Annotated in this window: 16 protein-coding genes; 9 read left to right on the top strand and 7 right to left on the bottom strand. The window is 71.5% G+C overall.

All coding sequences use genetic code 11. The features are described 5' to 3' along the window. The first annotated feature begins 17 nt into the window (after window positions 1-17). Window positions 18-4,658 (top strand): hypothetical protein, encoded by a 4,641-nt coding sequence (locus ADK65_RS03990; RefSeq protein WP_053668379.1) that lies wholly within the window; start codon window positions 18-20, stop codon window positions 4,656-4,658. A 46-nt stretch (window positions 4,659-4,704) separates the two neighbouring features. On the opposite strand, the gene ADK65_RS03995 is transcribed toward ADK65_RS03990, so the two are convergent. Both ADK65_RS03995 and ADK65_RS04000 read right to left on the bottom strand, forming a co-directional pair. After that, window positions 4,705-6,267 (bottom strand): APC family permease, encoded by a 1,563-nt coding sequence (locus tag ADK65_RS03995; RefSeq protein ID WP_053668380.1) that lies wholly within the window; start codon window positions 6,265-6,267, stop codon window positions 4,705-4,707. A gap of 208 nt (window positions 6,268-6,475) precedes the next feature. Continuing rightward, window positions 6,476-7,039, bottom strand: coding sequence for a hypothetical protein (locus ADK65_RS04000; RefSeq protein WP_078955801.1), 564 nt, complete (start codon window positions 7,037-7,039; stop codon window positions 6,476-6,478). Between the two features lie 421 nt (window positions 7,040-7,460). Here ADK65_RS04000 and ADK65_RS04005 point away from each other — a divergent pair, with 421 nt between their 5' ends. From ADK65_RS04005 to ADK65_RS04020, 4 genes are all read left to right on the top strand, one after another. Then, on the top strand, window positions 7,461-10,538 hold the full coding sequence (locus ADK65_RS04005; RefSeq protein ID WP_053668381.1) for a nitrate- and nitrite sensing domain-containing protein: 3,078 nt from the start codon (window positions 7,461-7,463) through the stop codon (window positions 10,536-10,538). After that, the gene (locus ADK65_RS04010) at window positions 10,535-10,969 is read left to right on the top strand and encodes a roadblock/LC7 domain-containing protein (protein WP_053668382.1); all 435 of its coding nucleotides are present in this window, start codon (window positions 10,535-10,537) and stop codon (window positions 10,967-10,969) included. Before ADK65_RS04005 ends, ADK65_RS04010 begins: the two co-directional genes overlap by 4 nt. A gap of 9 nt (window positions 10,970-10,978) precedes the next feature. After that, on the top strand, window positions 10,979-11,374 hold the full coding sequence (locus ADK65_RS04015) for a DUF742 domain-containing protein (protein WP_053668383.1): 396 nt from the start codon (window positions 10,979-10,981) through the stop codon (window positions 11,372-11,374). A gap of 383 nt (window positions 11,375-11,757) precedes the next feature. Continuing rightward, entirely contained in the window at window positions 11,758-12,363 is a 606-nt protein-coding gene (locus ADK65_RS04020; protein WP_053668384.1) for a GTP-binding protein, read from the top strand. 88 nt (window positions 12,364-12,451) lie between these two features. Here the strand turns inward: ADK65_RS04020 and glpK are convergent, their stop codons facing one another. Together glpK and ADK65_RS04030 are read right to left on the bottom strand one after the other, a co-directional pair. After that, on the bottom strand, window positions 12,452-13,969 hold the full coding sequence (gene glpK / locus ADK65_RS04025; RefSeq protein WP_053668385.1) for a glycerol kinase GlpK: 1,518 nt from the start codon (window positions 13,967-13,969) through the stop codon (window positions 12,452-12,454). A 19-nt stretch (window positions 13,970-13,988) separates the two neighbouring features. Further along, on the bottom strand, window positions 13,989-14,783 hold the full coding sequence (locus tag ADK65_RS04030; protein ID WP_053668386.1) for an MIP/aquaporin family protein: 795 nt from the start codon (window positions 14,781-14,783) through the stop codon (window positions 13,989-13,991). Between the two features lie 798 nt (window positions 14,784-15,581). Between ADK65_RS04030 and ADK65_RS04035 the strand changes: the two genes are divergently transcribed. After that, complete coding sequence (locus ADK65_RS04035; RefSeq protein ID WP_053668387.1) at window positions 15,582-16,382, top strand: M15 family metallopeptidase; 801 nt, start codon at window positions 15,582-15,584, stop codon at window positions 16,380-16,382. A 47-nt stretch (window positions 16,383-16,429) separates the two neighbouring features. Continuing rightward, window positions 16,430-16,966 carry an NUDIX domain-containing protein gene (locus ADK65_RS04040; protein WP_053668388.1) on the top strand — a complete coding sequence of 179 codons (537 nt, stop codon included), beginning with the start codon at window positions 16,430-16,432 and terminating at the stop codon, window positions 16,964-16,966. Between the two features lie 29 nt (window positions 16,967-16,995). On the opposite strand, the gene ADK65_RS04045 is transcribed toward ADK65_RS04040, so the two are convergent. Continuing rightward, window positions 16,996-19,362 (bottom strand): TIM-barrel domain-containing protein, encoded by a 2,367-nt coding sequence (locus ADK65_RS04045; protein WP_053668389.1) that lies wholly within the window; start codon window positions 19,360-19,362, stop codon window positions 16,996-16,998. Window positions 19,363-19,573: 211 nt separating this feature from the next. On the opposite strand from ADK65_RS04045, the gene ADK65_RS04050 reads away from it, so the two are divergent. Together ADK65_RS04050 and ADK65_RS04055 are read left to right on the top strand one after the other, a co-directional pair. Beyond that, complete coding sequence (locus ADK65_RS04050; RefSeq protein WP_053668390.1) at window positions 19,574-21,541, top strand: acetoacetate--CoA ligase; 1,968 nt, start codon at window positions 19,574-19,576, stop codon at window positions 21,539-21,541. Window positions 21,542-21,718: 177 nt separating this feature from the next. Next, window positions 21,719-22,609, top strand: a complete 891-nt coding sequence (locus ADK65_RS04055) for a hypothetical protein (RefSeq protein ID WP_053668391.1) — start codon at window positions 21,719-21,721, stop codon at window positions 22,607-22,609. 68 nt (window positions 22,610-22,677) lie between these two features. Here ADK65_RS04055 and ptsP read toward each other — a convergent pair whose 3' ends face one another. Both ptsP and ADK65_RS04065 read right to left on the bottom strand, forming a co-directional pair. Continuing rightward, a complete protein-coding gene (gene ptsP, locus ADK65_RS04060; RefSeq protein WP_053668392.1) occupies window positions 22,678-24,348 on the bottom strand; it encodes a phosphoenolpyruvate--protein phosphotransferase in 1,671 nt (556 codons plus the stop codon). A gap of 78 nt (window positions 24,349-24,426) precedes the next feature. Then, window positions 24,427-24,876 (bottom strand): PTS sugar transporter subunit IIA, encoded by a 450-nt coding sequence (locus tag ADK65_RS04065; protein WP_053668393.1) that lies wholly within the window; start codon window positions 24,874-24,876, stop codon window positions 24,427-24,429. Between the last annotated feature and the right edge of the window lie 414 nt (window positions 24,877-25,290).

A 25,290-nucleotide genomic window follows, 5' to 3' on the forward strand; every position in this document is an offset into this window, starting at 1 on the left:
ACTTACGAGAGTCCGCCATGTACGAGCTGTCCCGGGTCCGCCTCTACTCGATCGGGCCCGCCGGTGCACGCTACGCCGACACCGTGCTCGACCTGCGCGGTGTGGGCGAGATCGTGCCCGAACCCGCGCCCGCCCAGGCGGAGTTCTTCGAGGAGGAGCCGGCCGGCCCGCCGCGCCGGCCCGCGCCCGCGGGCGTGCTCTTCCTGGAGAACGGCGGTGGCAAGTCGGTGCTGCTCAAGCTGATCTTCTCCGTGATGCTGCCGGGCCACCGCAACACCCTGGGCGGCGCCAGCTCCGGCGTACTGCGCAAGTTCCTGCTCGCCGACGACTGCGGGCACGTCGCGCTGGAGTGGCAGCACGTGCTGACCGGCGAGTGCGTCGTCGTCGGCAAGGTCAGCGAGTGGCGCGGGCGGCAGGTCTCCAACGACCCGAGGAAGTTCGCCGAGGCCTGGTACTCCTTCCGGCCCGGCCCCGGCCTGAGCCTGGACAACCTCCCCGTGGCGGAGGCCACCGCCGTACGGTCCTCGGTCGAGGGGCAGTCGGGCGCTCGCGGGCGGCGCCGCACCATGAAGGGCTTCCGTGACGCCCTCACGGAGTCGGGCAAGAACTACCCGCACCTGGAGGTGCACTGGGAGGAGATCCACGACCGCTGGATCGAGCACCTCGGCGACCTCGGCCTCGACCCCGAACTCTTCCGCTACCAGCGCGAGATGAACGCCGACGAAGGCGAGGCGGCGGGTCTCTTCGCCGTCAAGAAGGACGCCGACTTCACCGACCTGCTGCTGCGCGCCGTCACCGACACCCGCGACACCGACGGGCTCGCCGACCTGGTCAGCGGCTTCGGCAACAAGCTGGGCCGGCGCGCCGAGCTGATCGCCGAACGCGACTTCACCGCCGGTTCCGTCGACCTCCTCGGGCGGATCGTCGAGGCCGCCGAGGCCCGATCGCGCGCCCGGGACATCCACACCGCGGCCGAGCGCCGGACCCGGAGCCTGGCCCGCAGGCTGTCCGCGCGCGGTGTGCGGGAGCGGGCCCGGGCCGCCGACCTGGCCCAGCGGGTCACCGCCGCCGCCTACGCCGTCACCCACGCCGAGGCGGCCCGCGAGCGCAGCGCGCTGATCTCCGCCGAACTCGCCTACCGGCACGCCTCACTGGCTCTCGCCGGGGCCGAGAAGTCCGCCGCCGCGCAGAAGCGCGAGCTCGCCGACGCCCGCACCCTGTACTCGGCGTGGCAGGCCGCCGAGGCCGTGCTGCGCCACCGCGCCGCCTCCGACCGGGTCACCCGCGTGTCCGCCGCCATCCAGGAGGCCGAGCGGGACGCCGCCCCCGCCCTGGCCGCCCGCTCCAAGGCCGCCGTCGACCTCGTACGGGCCCTGCACGCCGCCGCGGAGAAGGCCGAGAGCCACGCCAACGAGGAGGAGGAGCGCTCCGCCGCCCTCCAGGAGGTCAGCGACGCGGCCTACCGGGACTCCACCGCCGCCGCCACCCAGGCCCAGCGCGCCCGCAGCGAGATCGGGCACCTCAAGCAGCGCCTCGCCGAGGTCGAGCAGGAGACCGCCGAGGCGGTCCGCGCCGGCTGGCTCGACGACTCCGCGCCCGACGCCGACCCGGCCCGCGCGGCCCTGGCCGCAAGCGACGCCGAGAAGACCGCCGTCGCCGCCTGGGACGCGGCCCGCGAGGCGTCCCGCCGGGCCACGGAGCAGGCCCGCGAAGCCGCAGCCACCGAGAGCCGCGCGGAACTCACCGCGGCCCGCGCCGCCGACGCGGCCACGGCGGCGGAGCGTTCGTACGAGGCCGAGCGCCGCACCGCCGATGCGCTGGCGGGGGAGGAGCGGCTGGCGGAACTGCTCAGCCTCGCCCCGCAGACCCGCCCGGGCATCCCGCAGCCCCGGCACGGCACGGACGGTGACCCGGCCCCGCGGCCGGCCGCCGGCGAGCAGGGGCTCTCCGCGGAGGAACTCGACCGCTTCGCCGACGACCTGCGCGACCTGCTCGACGACTCCGTCGCCTCCGCCGAGCGGCAGCTGTTCGAGCTGCGTACGGCCGCCGCCGACGACTCCCGCATCCTCGGCGCGCTCGGTGACGGCGGACTGCTGCCGCCCGGCCCGGACGTCCTGGCCACGGTCGAGTTCCTCGGCGAGCACGGCATCCCCGCGCTGCCCGGCTGGCGCTATCTCGCCCAGGCCATCGACCCGGCCGACCACGCCCGCGTGCTGGCCGCCCGGCCCGAACTCGTCGACGGCGTGATCATCACCGACCCGGACTCCCACGCCCGGGCCCGTGAAGCCCTGAGTGACGCGGCTCTGCTGCCCCGCTCCGCCGTGGCGGTCGGCACCGCCGCCGCCCTGCTCGCCCCGACCCCGGCCCCGGACACCGACAGCGGCGACGTCTTCCTCGTGCCGCCGAACCCGGCCATGCACGACGAGCACGCCGCCGACGAGGAGCGGCAGGCCCTGCGTGCCCGGGCCACCGAGCGGGACGAGGAGATCCGCACCCTCGCCGCCCGGCTCGGCAAGGACCGCGAACTGGCCGCCCGGCTCGCCTCCTGGCGCACCGGCTGCCCCGCCGGCCGGCTGACCGAACTGGCCCGGGCCGCCCACGACACTCAGGCGTTCGCCGAGGAGTCGGAGGCCGAACTGGCCGAGGCCCGGACCCTGCGGGCCGAGGCCGACGAGGTCGCCACCGAGGCCGCGCGCGTCCGCGACGAGCGGCAGGAGGCCGCGCAGAAGGCCCGCCGCTCCGCAGACGCCCTCGCCGGACTCGCCTTCCGGCTGCGCGAGCGGGCCGGCTGGCAGGTCAAACTGCGCGAACTGGCCGACGAGGCGGCCGAGTCCGAGGCGAGTGCCCAGGCCTGCCTGGAGCGCGCCCGGGCCGCCGACGAGGACCGGCGTGCCGCCCAGCGCGCCGCCGACGACACCCGCCGCACCGCCCGCGCGCTGCGCGCCGAGCGCTCCGAGATCGCGGGTGCCCCCGACGACGTGCCCGAGGACGAGGACCAGACCCCCAAGGCCTCCCTGCCCGCCCTGCGCGAGGCCTACCGGGCCGCCTCCCAGGTGTACGAGAAGGTCGGCGTCGGCGCCGACCTGCGCGCCGAGCAGGCTCGTGCCGAGAGCGACGAGAGTGCGGCACGCGCGGAACTGGACCGGCTGAGCAACAAGGTCCGCACCCGCGCGGAGCAGCTCCTCGAGTCACCCGACGGCTCCGACGGCCCCAGCCGTCAGGCCGCCGCCGCCCGCGCCGAGGAGCTGGTGCAGCTCCTGGAGACCCGGATGTCGACCGCGAGCGAGCAGCTCGGACGGCTGCGCGGCGAGGCCGAACGTCTCGCCCCCGCCGACGACGGCGAGGCCCACACCGACCTCCCCGAGGACCTGCAGCCGCGCGACGCCGAACACGCGCAGACCCTGCTGCGCACCGCCACGGCCGAACTCGCCTCCCACACCGAGGCGCTGGACCGGGCACGCGAGGCGCACGCCGAACTCCTCGACGCCCACCGCGCCGCCGAGGACGCGGCGAGCGGCTTCGACGAGATCGCCGCCATGCTCCGCGACCTGCTGCGCGAGCACACCGGCGAGGAGGAGCAGGAGGAGACCGAGCCGTACGCCGGCAGCCCGGAGGAGGCCCGGCAGACGGCCGCGGAGGCCCGGCGCTCGCTGCGCGGCTGCGCCGCCGACCTGTCCGCCGCCGAGGCCGCCGTCCGCGAGGCGAGCGACATCCTCGTCCGGCACGCCAACTCCACCCGCTACGAGCAGGTCCGTACCCCGGCCCGCCAGCAGATCCGGGAACTGCCCGCCTCCGCGCTGCCCGAGCACGCCCAGAAGTGGGCGGACGCCTTCGCGCCCCGCCTGCGCGTCCTGACCGACGAACTGGAACAGCTGGAGCGCAACCGCGACTCGATCGTTGACCGGCTGCGCGGGCTGGTCGAGTCGGCCCTGGCCACCCTGCGTTCCGCCCAGCGGCTCTCGCGCCTGCCGGAGGGCCTCGGCGAATGGTCCGGGCAGGAGTTCCTCCGCATCCGCTTCGAGGAGCCCGACCAGGCCACCCTCACCGAGCGGCTCGGCGAGGTCATCGACGAGGCGACCCGTGCCGCCGTCAAGAAGAACTCCGACCTGCGCCGCGACGGCATGTCCCTGCTCCTGCGGGGCGTCGCCGCCGCCCTGCAGCCCAAGGGCGTCGCCGTCGAGATCCTCAAACCGGACGCCGTGCTGCGGGCCGAGCGCGTACCCGTGGGGCAGATGGGCGACGTCTTCTCCGGCGGTCAGCTCCTGACCGCCGCCATCGCCCTCTACTGCACGATGGCCGCGCTGCGCTCCAACGACCGTGGCCGCGACAAGCACCGGCACGCCGGCACCCTCTTCCTCGACAACCCCATCGGCCGCGCCAACGCCACATACCTGCTGGAACTCCAGCGGGCGGTGTCCGACGCCCTGGGTGTGCAGCTCCTGTACACCACGGGCCTGTTCGACACCACAGCGCTGGCCGAGTTCCCCCTCGTCATCCGCATGCGCAACGACGCCGACCTCAGGGCCGGCCTCAAGTACATCAGCGTCGAGGAGCACCTCCGCCCGGGCCTGCCGCAGCAGGCCCAGGCGGGGGAAGCGGTCCACAGCGAGATCACGGCGACCAGGATGTACAAGCGCCCGGCGTCCACGACGCCTTAGCGAGGTTCTCCCCGGCGCGCGCCGCTCATGGGTTATCCTCCGGCCCTCAGTCGGCCGCCGGGGCGGCGGCGGGAGCGGTGTCCGGGGCCTCGGACCGGTGCTCGGCGAGCACCCCGGTCCGGTGCCGCTGGACGAACCAGTAGTAGGCGAAACCGCCGCCCGCGATGACGGCGACGAACAGCACCGCGCCCCAGCGCAGGTACCAGTGGTAGGGAGCCGAGGCGTTGTAGACCGCCGCCCGCGGCCAGATCAGGTTGAGCGTCATGGCAGCGCCCCACAGGACCGCGAGGACGTTGACCGGCAGGCCCCAGCGGCCCAGGGAGAACCGGCCCTCGCCCGCGGGCTGCCACGCCCCGCGCAGCCGCGCGACCAGCAGCGGCACCGTGACCCCGAGATAGGCGAGGTAGATCATGATGATGCCGATGCTGGTGACGACGGTGAAGATCTGCGGCTGGCGGATGTTGACCACCAGGATCGCCAGTGCCAGGACCCCGATGATCACGGTCGGCAGGACCGGCGTCTGGAACCGTGGGTGGCACCGGGCCAGCCTCGAGGACGCCGGCAGGTTGTTGTCGCGGGCCATCGCGAACGCCAGCCGGACCGCCGCCGTGTGCACGGCCAGAGCGCACACCGTCACCGCGATCAGCACGCACCACAGCATCGCCTTGCCGGCGGTCGGGCCGAGCACGTCCAGCACGATGTACTGCAGGCCGTCCGACGACAGCTTGTCGCCCTTCAGGCTGGACACGCTCATCAGCGCGAGCAGCAGGATCAGACCGCCCAGGACGAAAGAGGCCACGATCGCCCGGATGATGGCGCGGGGCGCGTTCCGGGTCGGGTCGAGGGACTCCTCACCGAGCGAGGCGGCCGTGTCGAAGCCGTACATGACGTACGCCGAGGCCAGCGAGGCCACCAGGAAGGCGCCCAGGTAGCCGTTTCCGTAGCCCGCGCCGGTCCCGTGCGTCTCTATGACGACTTGTGGGCCGCGCGTGATGTGGACCGCGAACAGGACGATCAGTACGACGGTGGCGATCAACTCGATGAACACGCCCGCCGTGTTGATGCGTGCCATCAGCTTGACGCCGAAGGCGTTCACGAGGGTCGTGAACAGGATCAACACCGCGGCCAGGATGACCGCGTTGGTCGCCACGTCGTACGTACCCGTGCCGTCCCCCACGAACTGGAAGAACGCCGAGATCTGCGGCAGCGTCAGCTGGTAGGCCAGTGCGACGGCCGATATGGACACGATCGAGGCGATCAGCATCATCCAGCCGGCGAGCCAGCCCAGATGCGGATTGCCCACTTTCTTGGACCAGTTGTAGACCGAGCCCGCCACGGGATAACGGGCGGCGAGCTCCGCGAAACACAGGGCCACCATGAACTGGCCGACGAAGACCATCGGCCACGACCACCAGTAGGCGGGGCCGCCGCTGCCGTAGCCGAAGTAGAACAGCTGGAAGGTGCCGGTCAGGATCGAGATGTAGCTGATCCCCGCGGCGAAGGTGTGGAAGTTGCCGAGGGTGCGCTTGAGTTCGGGTCTGTAGCCGAACTCGGTGAGTTCGGCGTCGTCCCGGCCCTGTGGGTCGGTCGGCTCTGCGGTTGCTCTCATGGGCGGTTCCTCATGGGGTGTCTCAGGATCGGTTCGATCAGTCGAACCAACCCTGAGGGGTGGGGCGGGTGTTACGCCAGATGTGTTTCGTCCGGCGATATCCGGCTCGCCTGCTCGCCCCCGGTCCCCGGCCCTGAGGGACGGTGTCCCGGACGACGACAGCGGCGCGACGGCCGCACATCGTCGCCGTCGCCGGCACCGCCCTGCCTCACGAGTGGGACAACTGCCCGGCTCCACCCCGCCGGCGTATCCGCCCCTGCGCCCGCTCGGCGGCACGCTCCTGCCGTCGCGTTCGCCGCCGCTCGCGCCGCAGGGCCCGCGCCGTACTGCTCGGCACGGACACCACGCCGTTGCGCTGGTTCCAGACCTGGCGGGTCACCCACACGTCGAGCGCTCCCCAGGTGGCCGCGATCGTGCTGACCACACTGCTGATCACCATGGGGAATGCCAGCCACGACCCGGCCATCGTGCACAGGAAGGCCACCATGGCCTGGAGCAGGGTCACGGCTATGAGAAGGACCGCTCGCACGGCCGCCGTCCGCACCGGATCCGGCAACCGGCGCCGCCGCGCGGGCTCCTCGACCCACAGGGGCCGGTAGGACGGCCGCTCCCGAGTGCCGCGGTTCGCCTCGCGACGCACCACCCCCGTCGGGTGCGCAGAGGGCTCCTCCGTGCCCTCGGGGAGGTTCCGATCGGGAGTCTCCCGTTTCTGATGCCCTGTCAGGTGCGTCCCACCAGCCCCGGACGCGCCGCGCCGTTCCGCCGTGCCCATCACCGTGTCACTCCCCACCGCCAGCAGACCGCTCGCTCGCACCGGAAGACCCGTGCTCTCCAGTGGCTGCCCGGCTTGCGCTGATGTACGCCGCCCAGGTGCGGGGCGCGGCTCCTGTGGCCGATTCCGCCCCCGTTCCCCGCAGAGAAGGACGAACGGCCACTCACGAAGATTCCCGGAAGTCGAAAAATTTCAGCCAACTCCCTATGCGTCGCTCGCCGGCTTTCCCCCGCGCCGCCACCCCGGGTTTCGGGCAGACAACTCCCGCAATGCCCGGACAACTCACCACGCTTCGCGGGTGGCGCGGAAGTTCAGGTTCCGGACCGGCTTTCGAGTTCCCTGTGGGTCGGTAGTAGGCTCGCGCCGTTTGTTGACGCACATGTGTACCCCCGGTAGCCGGGGGCCCGAGCTGGGGGAGGCCATGCGCTTTCGCGGGAAGTCCATCCGCCGGAAGATCGTGGCGCTGCTTCTCGTGCCGCTGGTGTCCTTGACCGCGATCTGGACCTTCGCCACCGTGCTCACGGGACGTGAGGCGAGCGACCTGTTCAACGTGTCGTCCGTGGTGGAGAAGATCGGCTATCCCATCGAGGACACCGTCCGCGTCCTCCAGGAAGAACGCCGCCAGACCCTCGTCTACCTCGCCGACCCCCGCGCCTCCGACGGCCTCGCCGCGCTCCGGCGCAGCCGGTCCGCCACCGACAAGGCAGTCAGCGCCATCCGTGAGAACGCCCGGAACCCGGACGTGCGGGACGCGATGGGCGCGGACACCGACGAGCGGCTGACGGCCGTACTGGACGGCTTCGACGGCATCGAGTCGCTGCGCCGCAGCGTCGAGGACGGCACCGTCAACCGCACCCAGGCCCTCGACCTCTACAACCGGCTGGTCGACCCCTGTTACGTCCTCCTCGCCAACCTGCACGTGGTCGACAACATCGAACTGGACAAGCAGTACCGCGCGCTGGTCAATCTCGCCCGCGCCCGCGAACTGCTCTCCCGCGAGGACGCCCTCCTCGGCTCCGCCCTGATCGTCGGCAGGATCTCCCACTCCGAAGAGCGGGACGTCTCCGACCTCGTGGCCCAGCGCACCCTGATGTACGACGTCAACCTGCCGCTGCTGCCCGTGGCCGAGCGCGACCGCTACCAGAGCTTCTGGAAGAACGCCTCTTCCGCCCCCTTGCGCGTGGCCGAGGAAGCCGCCGTCTCCTCCGGAGCCGGCACCCCCCGCGGGGTCTCCGCGAAGAGCTGGGACAGCGCCGCCGGCAACGTGCTGGACGAGCTCGGCACTCTCAACGACCAGGCGAACGACCGCTATCAGGACCGCGTCCACCCCGTGGCCGTCGGCGTCATCGCCAAGGCGGTCATCGCCGGTGCCCTCGGCCTGATCGCGCTCCTGCTCTCCCTGTTCCTGTCCGTACGGGTCGGCCGCACCCTCATCCGCGATCTGCGACAGCTGCGTCTGGAGGCCCACGAGGCGTCCGGGGTGCGCCTGCCCAGCGTCATGCGCCGTCTCTCCGCGGGCGAGCAGGTCGACGTGGAGACCGAGGTCCCCCGCCTCGAATACGACAAGAACGAGATGGGCGAGGTCGGCCAGGCCCTCAACACCCTGCAGCGCGCGGCCGTCGAAGCCGCCGTCAAGCAGGCCGAGTTGCGCGCCGGTGTCTCCGAGGTCTTCGTCAATCTCGCGCGCCGCAGCCAGGTCCTCCTCCACAAGCAGCTCACCCTCCTCGACGCCATGGAGCGCCGGACCGAGGACACCGAGGAACTGGCCGACCTGTTCCGCCTCGACCACCTCACCACCCGCATGCGCCGGCACGCCGAGGGTCTCGTGATCCTTTCCGGAGCCGCGCCCTCCCGTCAGTGGCGCAAGCCCGTGCAGCTCATGGACGTGGTACGCGCCGCCGTCGCCGAGGTCGAGGACTACGAGCGCATCGAGGTCCGCCGCCTTCCCCGGAACGCCATCACCGGCCCGGCCGTCGCCGACCTCACGCATCTCGTGGCCGAACTCCTGGAGAACGCGACGGTCTTCTCGCCGCCGCACACCGCCGTTCAGGTGCTGGGCGAGCGTGTCGCCAACGGCTTCACCCTGGAGATTCACGACCGTGGCCTCGGCATGGCCGCGGAGGCGCTCCTGGACGCCAACCTCCGGCTGGCCGAGACACCCGAGTTCGAGCTCTCCGACACCGACCGGCTCGGCCTGTTCGTGGTCAGCCGGCTCGCGCAGCGCCAGAACGTCAGAGTCTCCCTGCAGCCCTCCCCGTACGGCGGCACGACCGCCGTGGTCTTCATCCCCGACACGCTGCTCACCGACGACGTCCCGGACACCAACGGAATCGGGTTCCGTCTCGACCGCCCCCAGCGGGCCCCGGAGAGCCAGCCACAGGACACTCGCCGCGCCGCGCTGTCCCACGCGCCCGCGCAGCGGCCCGGCCTGCCCGCCGCCCTGCTGGACGGACCGGTCGAACTGGAGGCCCCCGTCGACCTGGACGCCATCGGGGACTTCCCGGGCGCCATCGAGGACGAGGACAGCGAACACGGCGGTCTGTTCCGCCCCCGCCATTCCCTCACCCGTGACCCGGACGACAGCACCGGCCGCCGCACCGATCCGCGCCGGCAGCCCGCCGACGGTCGTGGCGCGGGTGACCGGACCGACAGCGACGACGAGCTGGGCGCCCCGGTCGCGCTGCCCCGCCGCCACACCCCCAAGCTGGTCAGCTCGCACGGGCGCCCGGTGACGGACCAGCGGCCCAGGCGGGGCAGGACGGACGAGGCGACGACCCCCGCCGCCGGCCGAACCGATGCGAGCACCTCCTCGGCGCTCCCGTCGCGACACCGGCGCGAGGAGCCGGCGGCCGGCCGGGAGACCGGCCGGCCGGGAACCGAACCCGCACCCGCGCTTCCGGCCCGGCACCGCGAGACCCCATCGACCGGCGGCCGTCGTGGCGACGCCCTGCCGGACGCACCGCCGCCGCTGCCTGCCCGACGGCGCGGGACGGACTCGGGCCGCCGTGGCATCGGCGCGGTCGGCCACACCGAGGACCACACGGACTCCCCGGCCTCACCGGGCGGCGCCGCAGGCGACCGGTCGGAGCCGTCCGCTCTGCCCAGGCGGACCCGCCGCGCGGAGATCGCCTCGAGCGGCCTGGAACGACCGGACCAGCGCCCCGGCTCCACGCCGGCCGGCACCGGCGGCACCCCGGGCGCCGAGGCGGCCTCGGGCGCGCCACCGCGGGGAACGGGCTCCGCACCACAGCCCGGTTCCGGCACGGCCCCGCTGCCAAAGCGCGTCCGGCAGGCCAACCTGGCCCCGCAGCTGAAGCGGAGCTCGGAGCCGCGTGGCGAGGACAGGGCCGAGCCCGTCGAACGCGACGCCGAGGAAGTACGCAACCGCATGGCATCGCTCCAGCGTGGCTGGCAGCGCGGCCGTGAGGAGAACGCCGCGGGCGATGATGCCCACAGCGGCGCAGCACCACAAGGAACGACAGAGGGGGACGGTCGATGACCGCACCGAAGGCGACCGGCCACACCGCGACCAACAGGGGGGAGCTGAACTGGCTCCTCGATGATCTGGTGGACCGTGTCGCGAGCATCCGCAAGGCCCTCGTGCTCTCCGGCGACGGGTTGCCGACGGGCTTGTCCAAGGACCTGACCAGGGAGGACAGCGAACACCTTGCTGCCGTCGCCTCCGGGTTCCACAGCCTGGCCAAGGGCGTGGGACGCCACTTCGAGGCCGGCAACGTCCGCCAGACGGTCGTCGAACTCGACGACGCCTTCCTTTTCGTGACGGCCGCCGGCGACGGCAGCTGCCTCGCCGTCCTCTCGGACGCCGACTCGGACGTCGGCCAGGTCGCCTACGAGATGACGCTCCTCGTGAAGCGGGTGGGCGTGCATCTGGCGGCCGCACCGCGCACCGATCTGCCCGCAGGCGGGTAGTGGGATGGCATGAGCGCTGACGGTCAGGGAAGAAGCCACTGGTTCGACGACGAAGCCGGACCGGTCGTCCGCCCGTACGCCATGACCCGCGGCCGCACCAGCAGCCAGGGCCAGCACCGCCTGGACCTGATCGCGGTCGTGGTCGCGGAACCGCACGCGGACGACCCGGAAGCCGACCACATGCTCTCCCCGGAGCATGTGGACATCGTCGAGCTGTGCCGCGACGTCCCGCAGTCGGTCGCCGAACTCGCAGCGGAACTCGACCTGCCGATCGGAGTGGTACGGGTCCTCGTCGGAGATCTCGTGGACGCGGAATTCGTCCATGTGAACCGGCCCGTGCCCCCTGCCGAGCTGCCGGACGAGAGTATTCTGCGCGACGTGATCAACGGCCTTAGGGCGTTGTGAGCAGCGCGGAAGCGGGGTGCTGACGTGACTGGCCGGCAGTTCCGGGTGGACCGCGGTGGCGCCTTCGTTGACGTCGTCGCCCGGCGCCCGGCCGCTCTGCCCGGACTGCTCTCGGACAGGGGGACCACCGACGCCCGGCGACCCCGCAGCGCCCCGGACCGTCCGTCCCCGGACGGGCGGCGCCTGGCGCGAGGTGCCCCTGCGCTGCCGCGAAGGCCTTCCCCCGGCGGCACCGTCACTTGCCCGGCGGCGATCACCACCGAAGCCGGCTCCACGACCGTCGACCACGGCCGGCGGGCCACGGCGACCGTCGCGCCATCGAAACCCCAGGCGGCGGCTACGGCTCGCCGTCGCCCGACCCCATCAAGCAGGAGAAGAGACCGATGATCTTCGGGCGTTCCGAGCGTGGCAAGCCTCCGGTCGAGCCCGTCACGCTCAAGATCCTCGTGGCCGGCGGCTTCGGCGTGGGCAAGACCACGCTCGTCGGCGCGGTCAGCGAGATCAGGCCGCTGCGCACCGAGGAGCTGCTCACCGAGGCCGGGCGCCCGGTCGACGACACCAGCGGCGTTGAGGGCAAGCACACCACGACCGTGGCCATGGACTTCGGCCGCATCACCCTCCGCGAAGACCTCGTGCTGTACCTCTTCGGCACGCCCGGCCAGGAGCGGTTCTGGTTCATGTGGGACGAACTCTCCGAGGGTGCGCTCGGTGCCGTCGTGCTCGCCGACACCCGCCGCCTGGAGGACTGCTTCGCCGCCGTCGACTACTTCGAACGGCGCTCGATCCCCTTCCTCGTCGGCGTCAACTGCTTCGAGGGCGCTCCCCGTTACCCGGTGGAGGACGTCCGCCAGGCCCTCGACCTGGACGAGGGCGTGCCGCTCTTGATGTGCGACGCCCGCGACCGGGAGTCGGTCAAGGAGGCACTCATCGGCGTCGTCCAGCATGCGATGGCCCACGCGGCCGGCCGCCGCGAGGCGGTCACCGGCTGACGCCGCCCCTCGAACAGCGGACACGGCCCGCAGCCCCGCCGACGGGGATACGGGCCGCAGCCGTGAGCGACGGTCCACGCACGCGTGGTCAGCTGTCGCCCTCCTCCCAGCCGAAGCTCTTCTCCACGGCCTTGCGCCAGTTGTGGTACTCGCGGTCGCGCACCGACGCCTCCATGTTCGGCGTCCACTCGACGTCCTTCTGCCAATGCGCCTTGAGCTCGTCCAGGTCGTTCCACACCCCGGTGGCCAGACCGGCCGCGTAGGCGGCGCCCAGACAGGTCGTCTCGGAGATCTTGGGCCGCACCACCGGGACGTCGAGCACATCCGCCTGGTGCTGCATGAGGAGGTTGTTCTTCGTCATGCCGCCGTCGACCTTCAGGGTGGTGATGTGCACCCCGGAGTCCTGATACATGGCGTCCACGACCTCGCGGGTCTGCCAGCTCGTCGCCTCCAGCACGGCCCGGGCGAGGTGCGCCTTGGTGACGTACCGGGTCAGACCGGTGACAACGCCGCGCGCGTCGGAGCGCCAGTAAGGGGCGAACAGGCCCGAGAACGCCGGAACGATGTACGCGCCGCCGTTGTCCTCAACGCTCGCCGCGAGGGGCTCGATCTCGTCGGCCGTGCGGATGATGCCGAGCTGGTCCCGGAACCACTGGACCAGCGCGCCCGTGATGGCGATCGCGCCCTCCAGGCAGTAGACCGGCGCCTCGGTGCCGATCTTGTACCCCATCGTCGTCAGCAGTCCGCTCTTCGACGGCACCGGGCGGTCGCCCGTGTTGAGCAGCAGGAAGCTTCCCGTGCCGTACGTGTTCTTGGCGGTGCCCACGTCGTAGCACGCCTGCCCGAACACGGCCGCCTGCTGGTCGCCCAGCGCGGAGGCCACGGGGACGCCTGCGAGCTGGCCGACCGCGGTCCCGTACACCTCGGAGGAGGAGCGGATCTCGGGCAGCATCGCCTCGGGGATGTTCATCGCCGAGAGGATCGAGGGGTCCCACTGGAGGGTCTCCAGGTTCATCAGCATGGTGCGTCCGGCGTTGGTCACGTCGGTGACGTGCTGCCCGCCGTCCGTGCCGCCCGTGAGGTTCCAGATCAGCCAGGAGTCCATGGTGCCGAAGGCGATCTCGCCGCGTTCGGCACGGCTCCGGAGGTCGGGCACGTTGTCGAGCAGCCAGGCCGCCTTGGGTCCGGAGAAGTAGGTCGCCAGCGGCAGTCCCGTCTGCTCGCGGAAACGGTCCTGCCCGTCCGAGCCGCCCAACTGGTTGCACAGGGCGGCCGTCCGTGTGTCCTGCCACACGATGGCGTTGTGCACCGGCTTGCCGGTCGCCCGGTCCCACAGGAGGGTCGTCTCGCGCTGGTTGGTGATGCCCATCGCGCTCAGCTGGTCGGCTCTCAGACCGGCCTTGGCGAGTGCCCCCGCCACCACTGCCTGCACCTTCGACCAGATCTCGGTGGCGTCGTGCTCCACCCAGCCGGGTTTCGGGAAGATCTGGCGGTGCTCGCGCTGGTCGACGGCGACGATCGCGCCGTCCTGGTTGAAGACGATGCAGCGGCTCGACGTGGTGCCCTGGTCGATGGCTGCGACGTACTTCGCGGAGTTGTCCGTCATGGCTACCCCTTCGGCTGTCTCAGAAGGCTGCGTTGTAGATGACGCCACCCAGCAGTCCGCCGATCAGTGGTCCGACGACGGGGATCCACGAGTAGCCCCAGTCGGACGTGCCCTTGTTCGGGATCGGCAGGATGGAGTGGATGATGCGCGGGCCGAGGTCACGCGCCGGGTTGATGGCGTACCCGGTGGGACCGCCCAGGGACAGGCCGATACCTACGACCAGGAGGGACACCAGCAGGATCGCGATACCGGAACCGTAGATGCCGCCGCCGCCGGGAATCAGGCCGATGCCGACGCCTTCCACATGCCTGTCCTGGCCGACCAGGGCCAGGATGGGCAGCACCAGGGCGATGGTGGCGAGGATCTCCGTGACCAGGTTGGCGATCGGGTTCCGGATCTCGGGGATCGTGGAGAAGATCCCGAGCGTCGGAACCGGTTCGTCCGCCGTGCCCTCCGTGGTGCCCGTCTTCCGCACGTTCGCGGCGAACTGCGCGTAGTACACGAGGTAGCACAGGACCGCCCCGATCATGGCGCCGGTGATCTGGCCCAGGAGGTACACCCAGACCTTGCTCCACACCCCTGTGTCGACGGCGAGGCCGAAAGTGACGGCCGGGTTGATGACTCCTCCGGAGAGGGGAGCGGCGGTGTACGCGCCGGCCAGAACGCCGAAACCCCAGCCGAACGTGATCACGATCCAGCCGGAGGCCCGGGCTTTCGAGAATCTGAGGGTGACGGCGGCACACACGCCGGCACCGAAGAGAATCAGAATCGCCGTGCCGATCATCTCGCCGAAGAAAATGTCTCCGTTGGTCATGGCTGCTCCTCAGCCTTGGCCCGGGACGAGCCGCCCCGGTCCTCACCTGCAGGGTGCGTTTCCCGTGGCTACTTCAGCCGAAGACAGGGAGACGTCCGCGCCCCGCCCGGCATCCGTGACGAGCGTGCCGTCGCAGCCGAATCACCCGTGGGGGAATGGGCCCTTGGCGCAGGCGCGCTCTCGCGCCGCAGTGCCGGAATGCGCCGACTGTGTACGGCGATGTCGACTGACACCGGAAGTGTTCACCGGCACCCAAAAGGGCGTCAAGGTCGCCGACCGCAACGGTTGACGGCCGTCGGACGGTCACCGGGCTGGCGCCGGGCCGGCGGGCCGGTTGCTCGGTCCGGCGGCGCCCGGTCGGGTCGTTGTTCAGATCTGGTCCGGACCCGCGCGAGCCCGGATGAGCCGCGCGAGGCTTGGATGATGGTGTCCGGCCTGCGCTGGACCCCGCCGGGGGGCAAAAGACCAGCCGCACCTGACTCCTCGCTTGCTAGTGTCCAGGATTCACCTGACCTGGCGGTTTCTCAACCGCAGGAGATCCGCGGGGCCGTGGCCGCCGCGGACGTGCCCTGCGGCCCGGTGCCTGGGGCACCCCTGCCCGCCTCATACGACCCGTCGGCCCGCAGTACTCCGACTCCGACACGGGCGCACACGCGGCTGCTGACGCAGACGCAGGATCACCACTCGATCACCGTTCGTGAACCTAGAGGCGACTCCCCTGCGGCGGTAGCCGGTAGCCGGTTGCCTGTCGCATGCCGTCCTTCCCCCGGCGTCGGCTCTCCTGATAGACGCAAGGGCATGACACGACTCACCACCGTGGTACGTGCCCTCACCGCCGCGATCGCCGCCCTGCTGGCATCAACCGCCCCCGCCCCGGCCGCCACCGATCCCAAGGCGCCGAAGGACTTCGTTGCGCTGAGCAGCGTGGATCCGACGATCCTGCAGGAGATGCGCTACGTCACCCCGCACAACTTCGTGGGCGAGCGCGTCGACGGTTACAAGCAGCCTCTCTGCATCCTCACCCGCCCCGCCGCCGAAGCCCTCCGCAAGGCCCAGCGCAAGCTCCTGCGCCAGGGCTACACACTCAAGGTCTACGACTGCTACCGCCCCCAGCGCGCGGTGAACCACTTCGTCCGCTGGGCCGAGGACCTCGACGAGCAGACGACTAAGGGCGAGTTCTACCCGAACGTCGACAAGGCGCGACTGTTCGCCGACGGGTACATCGCGGCGAAATCCGGCCACAGCCGCGGTTCGACCCTCGACGTCACCCTCGTCAGGCTTCCGGCGAAGCCGGCCCGGCCCTACCACCCCGGAGAGCCCCTCGTGCCGTGCTTCGCGCCCCAGGGCGTGCGGTTCCCGGACAACTCGATCGACATGGGGACCGGCTTCGACTGCTTCGACACCCTCTCGCACACCCTCGACCCCCGCATCCAGGGCCGACAGCGCGCCAATCGGCTGCTCCTCAAGGACACTCTCGAAGGCCTCGGCTTCGTGAACCTGTCGGAGGAATGGTGGCACTACACCTTCAAGCCCGAGGCCTATCCGGACACGTACTTCGACTTCCCGGTGGCCAGGAAGTCGCTCACCGGCGCTCACTGAGCAGCCTGCTCATGGCGCACTCCGCGGGATCGGCTACAGTCCGCCGCGTGTCCGAAACTCAGCACTCCGCTTCCAACTCCGCACCGAACTCCCACTGTTCGAGCTGTGGCGCGCCCTACGGAGAGGGCATCACCGGCTGGCCCCGCACCTGCCCGGTGTGCGGGGCTGTGGCCTACCGCAACCCGCTCCCGGTCGCGGTGGCCCTCCAGCCGGTGTACGACACCAAGGGCACCGCCCTGGTCGTCATCACCCGAACCATCGCCCCCGCGCGCGGGGGCATCGCCCTGCCCGGCGGCTACATCGACGACCGCGAGGACTGGCGGCAGGCCGTCATACGCGAACTGAGGGAGGAAACCGGCATCGACGCGGCCGGCCGGGACGTACGACTCGTCGACGCGATGAGCTCGCCCGACGGGCACCTGCTGCTGTTCGGCCTCCTCCCGGAACGCCCGGCCGAGAGCCTGCCCTCCTCCACGGCCACGGACGAGACGGAGGGCTGGCACCTCCTGCGCAGGCCCGAGGAACTGGCCTTCCCCCTGCACACCTTGGCCGTCCGGGCCTGGTTCGAGGGCCGGTACATCTGACCCCAGGGGCTCCCAGGGCCCCGCGGAGCTCACGGCCCCCCGGCCCCGCGAACCCGTACCGGGTAGGGCGGCGCACCCCCGCCGTCCTCACCCACCCGCTCCACGACCACCCGGGAGCCCGCCCACCGAGCGGTGTAGCGCTCGATCTCCGGCTCCTGCCACCCCTCGCCCCCGTCCGGCACGACGAGCCCGCCCCCGGCCTGCCCCCGGGCGGGCGCCCACACCTCCAACTCCAGCCCCCCGTCGTCCCCACGGACCGGAAGCACGGCGCCCGCGCGCGCGAACACCGGGATACGCGACAGCGGCGCGTCGACCAGCACCTGCCCCGGCCCCTCGTACGCCTGCCCCGTCGCGACGTCGTACCAGCGCCCCCGAGGCAACCGCACGGCACGCCGCCCCACACCCGGGTCCAGCACCGGCGCCACCAGAAGGGCATCACCGAGGAGGAAGGCGTCCTCGCAGTCACGCAGCGCCCGCTCCTCCGGCGCCGCCCACCACAGAGGCCGCACGTAGGGCGCTCCGGTCCGCCGCGCCAGATGCGCCAGCGTCATGAAGTACGGCAGCAGCCGCCGGCGTTCGACGAGCGCCGCGCGCGCGTGCTCCAGCACCTCCTCCCCGAACTCCCACGGTTCCCTGCGCCCCGCCCGCAGACCCGCGTGCGTACGGAACAGCGGCAGATACGCGCCCAGCTGGAGCCGGCGCAGGTACAGCTCGGGGGACGGAACCTTGTCGGATCCCCCGACGTCCGGCCCCGAGTACGGAACGCCGCACAGACCGAGCCCCATGACCAGCGCCAAGGACGCCCGCAACCCCGGCCAGCCGGTGGCGACGTCCCCCGACCACGTCCCTCCGTAGCGCTGCATGCCGGCCCACCCGGAACGGGAGAACAGGAACGGCCGCTCCCCGGGCGCGAGCCTCCGCAACCCTTCGAAGCCCGCCCTGGCCATGCACAGCGCGTACACGTTGTGCGCCTCACGATGGTCACCACCCCGCCCCTCCAGGCAGTGGCGAGCCGAGCGCGGCAGCGTCGACTCCCCGAAGGCGGTGAACGACGTGGGTTCGTTCATGTCGTGCCAGAAACCCGAAAAGCCCTGGGCGAGCCGCTCCTCGTACAGAGCGCCCCACCACGCACGCACGCGCGCGTGCGTGAAGTCGGGGAAAACCACCTCCCCGGGCCACATGACACCCTCCACCACCTCCCCGGAGGCGTACCGCACGAACGCGTCCTCGGCCACCCCGGAGTCGTACACGGCACGGCCCGGCAGGGCCTTCACGCCCGGCACGACGACCGACACCAGCCGGATGCCCTCCCGCCGGAGCTCCTCGGCCAGCACGGGCAGCTTGGGGAAGCGCTCCTGGTCGACGGTGAACACCTGATGCGCGTCGAGGTGGTCGGTGTCCAGGTGCACGGCGTCCAGCGGCAGACCGTGCTCCAGGTAGCCCGCGACGATCCGTCGCACCTCCTGCTCGCCGCCGGACCCCCACCGTGCGTGATGGTGGCCAAGGGCCCACGCGGGCGGCAACGCGGGCGCCCCGGTGAGCGACGCCCACGCGAGCAGCACGCGCGCGGGGGTGCCCACCATCACCCAGCAACGCAGGGGACCACCGTCCATCCGCAGCTCGCTCGTTCCGGCACGGTCGTGCCCCGAACCCGCGCCCTCCTCGCCCTCGCACAGCGTCACCGTGCCGTCCCACGAGCTGTCGTGGAACGCCAGATGCGTACCGCCGTCGGACACCACCAACTGCACCGGCATCGTGACGTACAGCGGATCCTCCCCGGGCACGAAGGCAGGGCCGGGGTCCGAGTTCCACAGCCGGTACGTCCCGTCCGGCAGCCGAGGACCCGAGGCACGCCCTCCGAGCCCGAAGAACCGTGCGTCGGAGCCCACCTCCGACCGCTGCATCCACCGCGCCGGGCCACCGCCGACCGGCTCCCACCACCGCGGCGGCAGATCCCGCCGCAGGGTGACCCCGCCCGGAGTCCGCACCTCCACCGCGCCGTGCCGCGAGACCACGACCGTCACCCGCTCGGCCACCACACGCCAGCCGCCGTCCTTGTCCGGCTCCAGGACCGCCCGCGGATCCGGCTCCGGACAGCGTCCGGCCAGCGCGTAGGACGGTTCGGGCCCCGCCCCGTCCCAGCCCCAGAACACCGCCCCGTTCATGGCGACCAGAATCCGCAGCTCCGACCGGCCGAACCGGACGACACCGCCCCCCGGCCCGGGCTCCGCGTCCACCACGGGCCCGGGCACCCGCGCACGCTCCGCCCCTCGCACCGGCAGCCCGGTGGCGTCGGCCCGGTGCCTGCGCCACGCTGCTCGTACGGTACGCACACCCTGCGCCGCCCCCACCGAAGCCACCGCTTTCACCGAACGCACCAGGTCACGACCGTTCATGCTGCTCACCCTGCCACTGACGGCCCCACGCGGGCGTGTCGTTCAACTGCCGTTCACCCGTGCCAGGACCACATCTTCACGACACGGACTATGTGGGGCGCACCCTGGTGCCGAAGTCGATCACATGGCATTGTCCGTGCCAGCCGCTCACGCGCACACCCCAGCCCGTGCGCGGAGGACGCACACGACGCGCACAGTCCGGGAGCCGACCATGTCGACCATCAGTCCCCAGCCGCTCTGGCAGCCCGATCCCGAGCGCATCGCCCGCGCGCGGATCACCAGATTCCAGGCCTGGGCAGCCGAGCACCACGGCGCCCCCGCCGAGGGTGGCTACGCGGCCCTGCAGCGCTGGTCCGTCGACGAGCTGGACACCTTCTGGAAAGCCGTCACCGAGTGGTTCGACGTCCGTTTCTCGCAGCCCTACGCGCGCGTGCTCGGCGATCGCACGATGCCCGGCGCAGAGTGGTTCCCCGGCGCGACCCTGAACTACGCCGAACACGCCCTGCGCGCCTCCGCCACCCGCGCCGACGAACCGGCCCTCCTGCACGTCGACGAGACCCACGAACCACGCCCCGTCACCTGGGCCGAGCTGCGCCGCCAGGTCGGCTCCCTGGCCGCCGAACTGCGCGCCCTCGGCGTGCGCCCCGGCGACCGGGTCAGCGGCTACCTCCCGAACGTCCCGCAGGCGGTGGTCGCCCTCCTCGCCACGGCCGCGGTCGGCGGCGTCTGGACCTCCTGCGCGCCCGACTTCGGCGCCCGCAGCGTCCTCGACCGCTTCCAGCAGGTCGAACCCGTCGTGCTCTTCACCGTCGACGGCTACCGCTACGGCGGCAAGGAACACGACCGACGCGAGGTCGTCACCGAACTCCGCCGCGAACTCCCCACCCTGCGGGCGGTGATCCACATCCCGCTCCTGGGCACCGAGGCACCCGAGGGCGCCCTGGAGTGGTCGGCCCTCACCTCCGCCGACACGGACCCCGTCTTCGAGCAGGTGCCCTTCGACCACCCCCTGTGGGTGCTCTACTCCTCCGGTACGACCGGACTGCCCAAGGCCATCGTCCAGTCCCAGGGCGGAATCCTCGTCGAGCACCTCAAGCAGCTCGGCCTGCACTGCGACCTCGGCCCCGAAGACCGCTTCTTCTGGTACACCTCGACCGGCTGGATGATGTGGAACTTCCTCGTCTCCGGCCTGCTCACCGGCACCACGATCGTCCTCTACGACGGCAGCCCCGGGTACCCCGACACCGGCGCCCAGTGGCGGATCGCCGAACGCACGAAGGCCACCCTCTACGGCACCTCCGCCGCCTACGTCATGGCCTGCCGCAAGGCCGACGTGCACCCGTCCCGGGACTTCGACCTCTCCGCCGTGCAGTGCGTCGCCACCACCGGCTCGCCCCTGCCCCCCGACGGATTCCGCTGGCTCCACGACGAGGTCCGCGACGACCTGTGGATCGCCTCCGTCAGCGGCGGCACCGACGTGTGCTCGTGCTTCGCCGGAGCCGTACCGACCCTCCCGGTCCACGTCGGCGAGCTCCAGGCCCCCTGCCTCGGTACCGACCTGCAGTCCTGGGACCCCAGCGGCAGCCCCCTCGTGGACGAGGTCGGCGAACTCGTCGTCACCAACCCCATGCCGTCGATGCCCATCCACTTCTGGAACGACCCCGACGGCAGCCGCTACCACGACAGTTACTTCGACACCTACCCCGGCGTGTGGCGGCACGGGGACTGGATCACCCTCACCTCCCGTGGATCCGTCGTCATCCACGGCCGTTCCGACTCCACGCTCAACCGCCAAGGCGTCCGCATGGGGTCCGCCGACATCTACGAAGCCGTCGAGAGGCTCCCCGAGATCAAGGAATCCCTCGTCCTCGGCATCGAGCAGCCCGACGGCGGTTACTGGATGCCCCTCTTCGTGCACCTGGCCCCCGGGGCCGTCCTCGACGAGGCCCTGCTGAACCGCATCAAGCAGACGATCCGTGAGCAACTGTCGCCGCGCCACGTCCCCGACGAGATCATCGAAGTACCCGGCGTCCCGCACACCCTGACCGGCAAGCGCATCGAGGTCCCCGTCAAACGCCTCCTCCAGGGCACCCCGCTGGACAAGGCGGTCAACCCCGGCTCCATCGACGATCTCGGCCTGCTGGACTTCTACGAGGAGCTGGCCCGCAAACGCGCCTGAAACCGCCCCCCCCGGGCGACTCCCTGTCACCAGAGCTCACGGCGCAGGCTGCAGCGAAAGCGCCTGTGACCTGCGCCTTCCGCCCCTTGGCGAGCGCACGATCACCGATTCGCCCCTCACTGTCAGTGCTGCCGGTTACTGTGAGTGAGCATTGATCGACCGTGCACAGGGGGAACCATGACGCACACCGACAACCGGATCAAACGCCGTGTCCTGCACCGCGAAATCGCCGGCACCATCGGCCTGCTGACCGACGATCACGACTTCCGGGCCATGCGGCGCTACCGCAGCTTCACCTTCGACGACCACGCGACCTATCTGAAACACGTGGAGGCCCTGCTCAGGGCCAGGGCCCTGCAGGGCAGCCACACCACGGTCGCCCTCTTCGACCCCGAGGAGTACGCCGACTTCTGCACACGCAAGGACCTGGACCCGGACACACCGTCGAGCCGCTCACGCTTCACCGCACAGATCGCGGCGACAGGCCCGACCCTCCCCTACGACGGCCGCCCCCTGGCCGACCTGCTCCCCGCCCTCGTCGACGAGGCCGTCCGGCAGGCCACCTGGGAGTACGCGACCACCCTCCTCGCCCGTCTCGGCGCCTGCACCTCCTGCGGCGAGGACATCGGACGCGCCGCCTTCACCCGAGCCGCAGAGCTCCTCGTCCGCATCCTCGACACGGCGTCACCGGGCGACCGCCACCTCGTCTGCAGTGTCACAGGACCGCCCGAGACCCTCGTCGCCGCCCTCCACATCACCGGCGACAGGGCCGCGCCGGAACTGGACGAAACCGAAGCCCTCGAGTTCACCACGGTCCTGGCCCTCGGCCTGGCCACCGAAAGCCCCGGTGGACTCGTCATCCGCACCACCGCCCCGGGCACACCCGACCGCGTCTACGGCTGGCGCATGCGCTCCTACGGACTCGAACCCCTCACCGCAGGAGAGGTCTTCGACGCCTACTGCACCGACGTCGAATCCGGAGACCTGATCTCCCCGGAATCCAACGTCGACTACTGCACGCCGCCCGACCTTGGGGAGGAGAACCCGACTCAGGGGCACCGGCACTGAACGAGCGAGGGGCGCCCCACCTCAGTGGAGCGCCCCTCCCGGGAAACCCGCCGACGGTCCGGCCAGGCCTACTCGCCCGACAACACCGCCTGCGCCGCACTGCGCGCGTCCTCGGCACTGTCCGTCGCCCGCGCCGCCGCGGCCGCACGTTCGCACTGCGCCAGCGTGTACTTCGCCAGCGTCGCCCGGACGTAAGGAATCGACGCGGCACCCATCGACAGGGAGGTGACACCCAGACCGGTCAGCACACACGCGAGCAGCGGGTCGGACGCGGCCTCACCACAGACTCCGCAGCTCTTGCCCTCGGCCTTGGCCGCCTCGGCGGACAGCTCCACCAAGTCGAGCAGGGCGGGCTGCCAGGGATCCTGCAGACGGGACACCGCACCCACCTGACGGTCGGCGGCAAAGGTGTACTGGGCGAGGTCGTTCGTCCCCAGCGACAGGAACTCGACCTCCTGGAGGATCGAGCGAGCCCGCAGCGCGGCCGACGGGATCTCCACCATCGCGCCGAACTTGGCCCGCAGCCCCGCCTCACGGCAGGCGTCCGCGAAAGCCCGGGCATCCGTGCGGTCCGCCACCATCGGGGCCATGACCTCGAGGTAGACCGGCAGCCCTTCCGCGGCCTTGGCGAGCGCGGTCAGCTGAGTGCGCAGGATCTCCGGGTGGTCGAGCAGCGTCCGCAGACCCCGCACGCCGAGCGCCGGGTTCGGCTCGTCGGCCGGCGTGAGGAAGTCCAGCGGCTTGTCCGCACCCGCGTCCAGCACCCGCACCACGACACGCCCCTCGGGGAACGCCTCGAGCACCTGCCGGTACGCGGCGACCTGCTTCTCTTCCGAGGGGGCTTGCTTGCTGTCGTCCAGGAAGAGGAACTCCGTACGGAACAGACCCACGCCCTCGGCGCCGGCCTCCACGGCGGCCGCCACGTCAGCCGGCCCGCCGATGTTCGCCAGCAACGGCACCTTGTGGCCGTCCGCCGTGGCACCGGGCCCGGTGGAGGCGGCCAACGCGGCCTTCCGCTCGGCTGCCGCTGCCTCCAGCTGTGCCTTCTTCTCGTCGCTCGGGTCCACGAAGATCTCTCCCGTGCTGCCGTCGACGGCGATCATCGTGCCCTCGGCGAGCTCACCGGCACCCGGCAGCGCCACCACGGCCGGCACCCCGAGCGCCCGGGCGAGGATCGCGCTGTGGCTGGTAGGCCCGCCCTCTTCCGTGACGAAGCCGAGCACCAGAGTCGGGTCGAGCAGCGCGGTGTCGGCCGGCGCGAGGTCGCGGGCGACCAGGACGTAGGGCTCGTCGCTGTCGGGGACGCCCGGCATCGGCACGCCCAGCAGCCGGGCGACGATACGGTTCCGGACATCGTCGAGGTCGGCCACGCGACCGGCGAGGTACTCACCGGCTCCCGCCAGCAGCTCGCGGTAGGAGGCGAACGCGTCGTACACCCCACGCTCCGCGGTGCTGCCGACGGCGATCCGCCGCTCCACGTCGGCGAGCAGCTCGGGGTCCTGAGCCATCATGGCCTGCGCCTCGAGCACCGCCTGGGCTTCGCCACCGGCCAGGTTGCCCCGCGCCATCAGGTCCGCAGCCACCGCCTCGACGGCCTTGCGGGCGCGCCCCTGTTCACGCTCCGCCTCCTCCGCCGGTATCTGCTTCGCGGGCGGCTCGAGCACCGCCGTTCCCATGTGCCGAACCTCGCCGATGGCCACACCGTGGCTCACCCCGACGCCTCGCAACGTTGTCTCCATCTCACCCGTCTCCGATAGAGCGGCGGACACCGCCGCCGCGGTGGTTGTCGTACTCGCCGTCACAGGACGGCACTGGCGTCACTTCCAGAGGAAGAGACTGTCGCCGGCCTTCACATCGCCGTTGTCGCGAAGATCGGAGAGAGCTTCGGCCGTGGCCTCCAACGCCACGACTGGGCAGACCGCGGACTTGCCGGCGGCCTCGACGGCTCCCGGGTTCCAGCGGACGACACCCTGCCCGCGCCTGACGGTGTCGCCCTTGTTCACGAGCAGTTCGAAACCCTCGCCGTTGAGCTGCACGGTGTCGATGCCGAGGTGGGTGAGCACGCCGTGTCCGTTCTCGTCGACGACGACGAAGGCGTGCGGATGCAGAGAGACGATGACGCCATCCACGGGCGAGACGGCCTCGGAAGGCTCACGTACGGGATCGATCGCTGTGCCCGGGCCGACCATGGCCCCGGAGAACACAGGATCCGGCACTGCCGCAAGTCCGATAACGCGTCCTGCGAGCGGGGACGTCACGGTGGTCATGGGAAGCCTCCCAGGGGTGGAGATCGATGGGGCCGCCCCTGTAGGTACCGGGGCGGCACGCTGTTCAGCAGCGTATGTCACCTGAAGTGCCGGTTCCGCGTGAGCACTCCGAAGTGGTCTAGACCATACCTCAAAGCGATTTGCACCGGCTCCGCGGCCGCGTGTACAGTCGTACTCCTGCCTGGGGCTGAGCGACGCAAGCTTGCGTCCTGGCCGGGCGGCAACCAACTTGTCAGATCCTATCTCTGGATCGCCTTCTGCATGCCTGCAGGACGGTGGTCGGAGGGCCGGAAAAACCCTGATAGAGTTTGGAACACCGAAGGGAAGCGCCCGGAGGAAAGCCCGAGAGGGTGAGTACAAAGGAAGCGACCGTTCCTTGAGAACTCAACAGCGTGCCAAAAGTCAACGCCAGAT

It is taken from the genome of Streptomyces sp. NRRL B-1140 (assembly GCF_001280065.1).
In the GTDB taxonomy this organism is placed as follows: domain Bacteria; phylum Actinomycetota; class Actinomycetes; order Streptomycetales; family Streptomycetaceae; genus Streptomyces.

What these genes read in the sequence shown, in the direction of transcription:
- ADK65_RS04005 (WP_053668381.1), top strand. Translation starts at nt 7,461, where the DNA reads ATGCGCTTTCGCGGGAAGTCCATCCGCCGGAAGATCGTGGCGCTGCTT.
- ADK65_RS04015 (WP_053668383.1), top strand. Translation starts at nt 10,979, where the DNA reads ATGAGCGCTGACGGTCAGGGAAGAAGCCACTGGTTCGACGACGAAGCC.
- ptsP (WP_053668392.1), bottom strand. Translation starts at nt 24,348, where the DNA reads ATGGAGACAACGTTGCGAGGCGTCGGGGTGAGCCACGGTGTGGCCATC.
- ADK65_RS04000 (WP_078955801.1), bottom strand. Translation starts at nt 7,039, where the DNA reads ATGGGCACGGCGGAACGGCGCGGCGCGTCCGGGGCTGGTGGGACGCAC.
- ADK65_RS04010 (WP_053668382.1), top strand. Translation starts at nt 10,535, where the DNA reads ATGACCGCACCGAAGGCGACCGGCCACACCGCGACCAACAGGGGGGAG.
- ADK65_RS03995 (WP_053668380.1), bottom strand. Translation starts at nt 6,267, where the DNA reads ATGAGAGCAACCGCAGAGCCGACCGACCCACAGGGCCGGGACGACGCC.
- ADK65_RS04035 (WP_053668387.1), top strand. Translation starts at nt 15,582, where the DNA reads ATGACACGACTCACCACCGTGGTACGTGCCCTCACCGCCGCGATCGCC.
- ADK65_RS04020 (WP_053668384.1), top strand. Translation starts at nt 11,758, where the DNA reads ATGATCTTCGGGCGTTCCGAGCGTGGCAAGCCTCCGGTCGAGCCCGTC.
- ADK65_RS04050 (WP_053668390.1), top strand. Translation starts at nt 19,574, where the DNA reads ATGTCGACCATCAGTCCCCAGCCGCTCTGGCAGCCCGATCCCGAGCGC.
- glpK (WP_053668385.1), bottom strand. Translation starts at nt 13,969, where the DNA reads ATGACGGACAACTCCGCGAAGTACGTCGCAGCCATCGACCAGGGCACC.
- ADK65_RS04055 (WP_053668391.1), top strand. Translation starts at nt 21,719, where the DNA reads ATGACGCACACCGACAACCGGATCAAACGCCGTGTCCTGCACCGCGAA.
- ADK65_RS04065 (WP_053668393.1), bottom strand. Translation starts at nt 24,876, where the DNA reads ATGACCACCGTGACGTCCCCGCTCGCAGGACGCGTTATCGGACTTGCG.
- ADK65_RS04045 (WP_053668389.1), bottom strand. Translation starts at nt 19,362, where the DNA reads ATGAACGGTCGTGACCTGGTGCGTTCGGTGAAAGCGGTGGCTTCGGTG.
- ADK65_RS04030 (WP_053668386.1), bottom strand. Translation starts at nt 14,783, where the DNA reads ATGACCAACGGAGACATTTTCTTCGGCGAGATGATCGGCACGGCGATT.
- ADK65_RS03990 (WP_053668379.1), top strand. Translation starts at nt 18, where the DNA reads ATGTACGAGCTGTCCCGGGTCCGCCTCTACTCGATCGGGCCCGCCGGT.